This is a genomic window from Kitasatospora sp. NRRL B-11411 (assembly GCF_000721345.1).
GTDB lineage: Bacteria > Actinomycetota > Actinomycetes > Streptomycetales > Streptomycetaceae > Kitasatospora > Kitasatospora cineracea.
On the sequence record NZ_JOGH01000231.1, the window covers coordinates 1 to 5600 of the forward strand.

The 5600-nt window shown below is 74.5% G+C and carries 6 protein-coding genes and 1 pseudogene; 3 read left to right on the forward strand and 4 right to left on the reverse strand.

Going from position 1 to position 5600, the window contains the following annotated elements; all coding sequences use genetic code 11:
* The 4 genes and pseudogenes from IH44_RS0139210 to IH44_RS0139225 form a co-directional block, all read right to left on the reverse strand.
* Positions 1-345 (reverse strand): annotated as a pseudogene (locus IH44_RS0139210) (5'-methylthioadenosine phosphorylase); the annotation flags it as partial.
* A gap of 88 nt (positions 346-433) precedes the next feature.
* A complete protein-coding gene (locus IH44_RS0139215) occupies positions 434-928 on the reverse strand; it encodes an Lrp/AsnC family transcriptional regulator (protein ID WP_030464641.1) in 495 nt (164 codons plus the stop codon).
* Between the two features lie 51 nt (positions 929-979).
* Positions 980-1276, reverse strand: a complete 297-nt coding sequence (locus IH44_RS0139220) for a VOC family protein (protein WP_232795270.1) — start codon at positions 1274-1276, stop codon at positions 980-982.
* Positions 1277-1293: 17 nt separating this feature from the next.
* Positions 1294-1965, reverse strand: a complete 672-nt coding sequence (locus IH44_RS0139225; RefSeq protein WP_030464643.1) for a CatB-related O-acetyltransferase — start codon at positions 1963-1965, stop codon at positions 1294-1296.
* A 234-nt stretch (positions 1966-2199) separates the two neighbouring features.
* Between IH44_RS0139225 and IH44_RS0139230 the strand changes: the two genes are divergently transcribed.
* From IH44_RS0139230 to IH44_RS0139240, 3 genes are all read left to right on the forward strand, one after another.
* The gene (locus tag IH44_RS0139230; RefSeq protein ID WP_030464644.1) at positions 2200-3102 is read left to right on the forward strand and encodes a LysR family transcriptional regulator; all 903 of its coding nucleotides are present in this window, start codon (positions 2200-2202) and stop codon (positions 3100-3102) included.
* Positions 3103-3179: 77 nt separating this feature from the next.
* Complete coding sequence (locus IH44_RS0139235; protein ID WP_030464645.1) at positions 3180-3953, forward strand: maleylpyruvate isomerase family mycothiol-dependent enzyme; 774 nt, start codon at positions 3180-3182, stop codon at positions 3951-3953.
* 238 nt (positions 3954-4191) lie between these two features.
* A complete protein-coding gene (locus IH44_RS0139240) occupies positions 4192-5508 on the forward strand; it encodes an amino acid permease (RefSeq protein WP_232795269.1) in 1317 nt (438 codons plus the stop codon).
* The last annotated feature ends 92 nt before the right edge of the window (positions 5509-5600 follow it).

A 5600-nucleotide genomic window follows, 5' to 3' on the forward strand; every position in this document is an offset into this window, starting at 1 on the left:
CGTCCCCGGCCCGTACTCGGCCCGCAGCCCGCCCACCGCACACGGCCCCAACACCTGCCGCACCCCCAACGCATGCAACGCCCACACATTGGCCCGGTAATTGATCCGGTGCGGCGGCAACCGGTGCCCACGACCATGCCTCGGCAAGAACGCCACCCGCCGCCCACCCACCCCACCCACGAACAACGCATCCGACGCCGACCCGTAAGGCGTCTCCACACGCACCTCGGTGACGTCGTCGAGCAGCGCGTACAGACCCGAGCCCCCGATGACGCCCAGTTCGGCGGTGGGTTGACGGTCCGTCACTCGTTGCGCCCCGGTGTTTCCAGCAGTGGTGGTGGTCATGCCCCTCACCCTACGGAGGACGCCCGGCGGGCCCGCCGCCCCCGGCCTTACGGTTTCCTGACGCCCGGTTCCCCGCCCCGGGGATCCCTCACCCGCCCCGCCGGGGCGGCCAGTGGTCGAGCGGCAGCGGGCCCCGGGAGCGGACGGTGCGGATGGCGAAGGTGGAGCGGGCGTCGCGGACCGGGCCGACCGCGAGGATCTCGTCCAGCAGGACCTGCTCATAGCTGGCCAGGTCGGGGACGGCGATCTCCACCAGGAAGTCGGCCTCGCCGGAGACCACGTGGCAGGCGACCACCGCGGGGATCGCGCACAGCGCCTCCTCGATGGAGCGCGAGGTCTCCCGCGAGTGCTGCTCCACCCGCAGCGCGACGAACACCGTCAGCCCCAACCCGACCCGGTCCCGGTCGAGTTCGGCCCGGTACCCGGCGATCACCCCGTCCGCCTCCAGCGCCTTGGTGCGGCGCAGCGCGGAGGACGGCGAGAGCCGGACGGCCTCGGCGAGGTCCACGTTGGGGGTCCGGCCGTGGCGCTGGAGGTGGGCGAGAATGGCACGGTCGATACGGTCGTACTGCGGGCTCGACATGCTGTGCACCCTACGGCGTGCGCGCACCGCTCGGAGCGGCGCCCGGCGGTGTCAGGCCCATCCGCCGTAGGGCACGGTGATGAGTTCCATGGCGTGGCCCGCCGGGTCCGTGAAGTAGACGCCGCGGCCGCCGTCGTTGTGGTTGACCGTGCCGGGCTGCTTCCGCTGCGGGTCCGCGTAGTGCTCGATGCCGCGCTGTCCGATCCGTGCGTACGCCGCGTCGAACTCCTCCTCGGAGACCAGGAAGGCGTAGTGCTGGGGGGTGATGCTGTCCGCGGGGACGGTGGCGAAGTCCAGCGTGACGCCGCCTCCGGTGGTGGGTATGTTCCGTGCCCTGCCGGGCCGGATCCTGGTGCTCGGTGCGGTCACGGCCGCTCCAGGCCCTCGGCGGCGGCGATGCGGGCGATGTCCTGCGGGGAACCGGCCATGATGGTGCGGACGTTGGCGCTCACCACGTCGACAGGCCAGTCCCACCAGGCGGCGCGCAGGAGCTGCTCGACGGCTCGGTCGTCGAAGCGCTGCCTGATCACCCTGGCCGGGTTCCCGCCCACGACGGTGTAGGGCGCCACGTCGGCCGTGACCACCGCGCCCGCCGCGATCACGGCGCCGTCGCCGATCCTCACTCCCGGCATCACCGTGGCCCCGTACCCGAACCACACGTCGTTGCCGACCACCGTGTCGCCGCGGCTCGGCATGCCGGTGACGAGGTCGAGGGTCTGCTCGGCCCACCGGCCTCCGAACATGGTGAAGGGGAAGGTGGACACGCCCATCGACGGGTGGTCGGCCCCCGCCATCAGGAATCTCGTGCCGGTGGCGATCGCGCAGTACTTGCCGATGACCAAGCGCTCCGGGCCGTAGGCGTACAGCACGTTGCGCCGGATGAAGTGGGTCGCGCCGTCGGGGTCGTCGTAGTACGTGAAGTCGCCCGCCTCGACGCAGGTCCCGGCGACCAGTGGTTTGAGGAAGACGACCCGTTCGTGCTCCGGCAGCGGATGGCGGGCGGCCGGGTCGGGGGCGGCATTGCGGTCGGGCGTCACGCGGGAACCTCTCCTGTGGGGTTCATGAGGGCGAACAGGCAAGCAGACGGGCAGTCGGGGCGGAAGGCCGCACAGGGCGGGGAGCCCGCGGCGGCCGAACCGGCCCTGTTCCAGCATGCGGGGCTCCGGGCCGGGGGAACAACGGCCGATCTTGCTATGGTCGTTAACCCAGGGGTTCATGATCCGGGGCCGTCCGACGACCGGCTCCGGAGCGCGCGGAGGGGGCGGGGCGGGATGGAACTGCGGGACATGGAGATCTTCCTGACGCTCGCCGAGGAGCTCCACTTCGGCCGCAGTGCCGAACGCCTGCAGGTCTCCCCGGCCCGGGTCAGCCAGGCGATCAAGAAGCAGGAGCGCCGCATCGGGGCGCAGCTCTTCGAGCGGACCAGCCGGCACGTGCGCCTGACCGCCCTCGGCGAGGAGCTGCACCGGAGGCTGAAGCCCGCCTACGCGGACATCCAGGCGGCCGTGGCCGATGTGACGGCCATCGCCCGCCGCTCCCCCTCCACGTTGACGCTGGGGGTGATGGGCGCGCAGATGCACGAGATGCGCCCGGTGCTCGACCGCTTCCGGGCCGCTCACCCCGGCGTCGAACTCCGGTTCAAGGAGGTGTTCTTCAACGACCCCTTCAGCGCGCTGCGGGCCGGCGAGGTCGACGCGGTGACCACCTGGCTGCCGGTGCGCGAACCGGACCTCACCGTCGGCGTGGTGCTGCGCGAGGAACCGCTGCGCCTGATGGTGGCCGTGGACCATCCGCTCGCCGGACGGGGAACGGTGAGCATGGAAGTGCTCGGCGACCACCGGGTGCCGCGCGTGGAGGGCCCGCTGCCCGCCTACTGGGAGAGCACCGTCCTGCCGGTCCGCACGCCCGCGGGACGCCCGGTCCTCCGCGGGCCGGCCGTCTCCACCTTCTACGAGGTCCTCGCCCTCGTGGCGACGGGGAGCGTGGTGTGCCCGGTACCCGATGAGGGGCGGCGCTACCACGCGCAGCCGGACATCGTCTTCCTGCCCCTCCACGATGCACCGCCCGTCCGGTGGGGCCTGGTCTGGCGCCCGGACCGCGCGACCCCCCTGGTGCACGCACTCGCCGAGGCGGCGACGGATCCCGCGACCGGATGCGCACTGCCCGGTGGTTGACTGTCCGTCAGGCCGCTGCCGCCCCCGTCCGGCAAATTCGCTATCCGGCGGCCGGAGCCCCGTGATACACCACCGGCGTGCAGAAAATCCTGGAGTACCCCGAGGTCCTGCGGCTGATCGAGGACCGCTCGACCGCGTTCCGTGCCGCGCTCGCTTCCGCCCCCGACCTCGACGTCCAGGTCCCGACCTGCCCGGACTGGACGCTGCGCGAGCTCGCGCAGCACCTCGGGGACGGCCGCCGCCGCCAGGCCGCGATCGTCGCGGCGGGCCCCGGCGCCGAGCCCCCGGCGAGGACGGACCCGAAGGGCGCCCCGACCGCACCCCGCGACCGCGAGGCCCTGGACGCCTGGCTCGCCGAGTCGACCGAGCTGATGCTCGCCGCACTGCGCGAGGCCGGCCCGGACCGCGGCTGCTGGACGTGGTGGGGCCGCTCGCAGGCCCCGGAGACCAGCGGCGCCGTGGCCCGGCACCAGGTCCAGGAGATCGCCGTCCACACCTACGACGTCCAGCTCACCCTGGGCGCCGCCCGGCCGCTGCCCGCGGACGTCGCGGTCGAGGGCGTCGACGAGTTCCTGACCACCGTCTCGGCGACGTCCGTCCCCTGGCCGTTCAAGCCCGCGACCATCGACCTGCACGCGACCGAGGGCGGCTCCTGGCGCCTGACCCTCGACCCCGGCGGCGTCCGCTGCACCGACCTCGCCGCCGACGCGGAGCCGGGCGACCTGGTGGTCCGCGGCACGGCGAGCGAACTGGTCCTCTACTTCTACGCGCGCACCCCGTTCGAGGGCCTGGAGATCACCGGCGACACCGAGCCGATGGAGCAGCTCGCGGAGTGGGACCCGAACGAGTAGGCCGCGCACGCGGGGCCGCGTCCGCCGCTGGTGCACGTGCCCCGGCGGGCGCGGCCGGGCCCGGAGCCGTGGACATCGCCGGCCGCTCTGTCCCGGCGCCCCATCCCGCCGCCCTGCCTCGTATCCCCGGCACGCACTGCCGCCGAATAGCGCTTTCCCGGCACGACCTGCCGCCGGAGCCCTCCCCCGGGGCTGATTTCGCCAGCGGATGCCGCGCGATCGGGGCCAGGATCAGGGCATGACCAACACCCCGTCAAACACCCGTCCCCGTCCCCGGATCCGTCCTTCCTCCGCCCTCTCGTCCTCCCGCCTCTCCACCGCCGGGGCGTCCGCGCTGTACATCGGCGCGCTGCTCGGCCCGAGCCTGCTGCTCCTGCCGGGGCTCGCGGCGCGCGCGGCGGGTCCGGCCTCGCTGCTGACGTGGCTGGCGCTGCTGGCGCTGTCCGGGCTGATCGCGGTGGTGTTCTGCGCGCTCGGCACCCGGCTGGGCTCCGCGGGCGGCGTCGCCGGGTACACGGCGGCGGGCCTGGGCGCGCGGGCGGGCCGGGCCGCCGCGTGGTGCTTCCTGGCGGGGGTGGTGGCCGGCGCGCCGGTGGTCTGCCTGATCGGCGGGAGCTACGCGGCGGCCGCCGTCGGCGCGGACGGGACGGCGGCCGTCCGGGCGGGGCTGGTGCTGCTGGTGCTGGTGCTGGCGGTCCGGTTGCTGGGGGTGCGCACCGGCGCGGGGCTGCAACTGGTGCTGGTGTCCGCACTGGTGGGCCTGGTGCTGTTCGCGGTGCTGGGCGCGGCCCCGGCCGCCCGGGCCGCGCACTGGACGCCGTTCCTGCCGCACGGCTGGAGGGGGGTCGGGCAGGCCGCGCCGCCGCTGATGTTCGCGTTCGTCGGCTGGGAGGCCGCCGCCTCGCTGACCACCCGGCTGCGCGACCCGCGCCGCCAGCTGCGCCGGGTGGTGCTGATCGCCTTCGCCGTCACCTCGCTGCTCTGCCTGGGCCTGGCCGCCGCGACGGTCGCGGTGCTCGGGCCGGGCGCGGGCGGCTCCGTCCCGCTGGCCGACCTGATGCGCGCCGCGATCGGCGGCCGGGGCCCGCTGCTGGCCGCCGGCGCCGCCCTGGTGCTCACCCTGGCCGCCACCAACACCTACCTGACGGGCGCCGCCGCCCTGTTGGACGCCCTGCTCCCGTCCGGGACGGCGGCCGGCCGCCGCGGTTCGCTGATCGTGCTGGCCGCCACCGTGCTCACCGGCGTCCCGCTGTTCGCCCTGGTCGGCACCGGCGCCTTGACCACCTCCCAGCTGGTGGCCGTCCCCACCGCCCTGTTCCTCACCGTCTACCTGACCTGCACCGCGGCGGCGGTCCGCGTCCTGGACGGCGCGCCGCGCCTGGCCGCCGCCGTGAGCTGCCCGGCGGTGCTGGCCCTGCTGCTCGGCACGGGCTGGCCGGTGCTGGCCGCCGCCGCGGTGGCCCTCGCCGCCGCCACCTTCGATCGAACGGGCGACCGACCCTCGCCCACGCATTCCGCCGCAGGTCAGGAGGGTTCACCGGCCGGTGGGGTTTGACCCCGAACGACTACCGCGCACCACGGTGACGGTCCGATGATCGGGCAATGGACCATGCCGCGGGCGCATACCCGCCGCCACTCCCCCCGCAC

What these genes read in the sequence shown, in the direction of transcription:
- IH44_RS0139215 (WP_030464641.1), bottom strand. Translation starts at nt 928, where the DNA reads ATGTCGAGCCCGCAGTACGACCGTATCGACCGTGCCATTCTCGCCCAC.
- IH44_RS0139240 (WP_232795269.1), top strand. Translation starts at nt 4,192, where the DNA reads ATGACCAACACCCCGTCAAACACCCGTCCCCGTCCCCGGATCCGTCCT.
- IH44_RS0139230 (WP_030464644.1), top strand. Translation starts at nt 2,200, where the DNA reads ATGGAACTGCGGGACATGGAGATCTTCCTGACGCTCGCCGAGGAGCTC.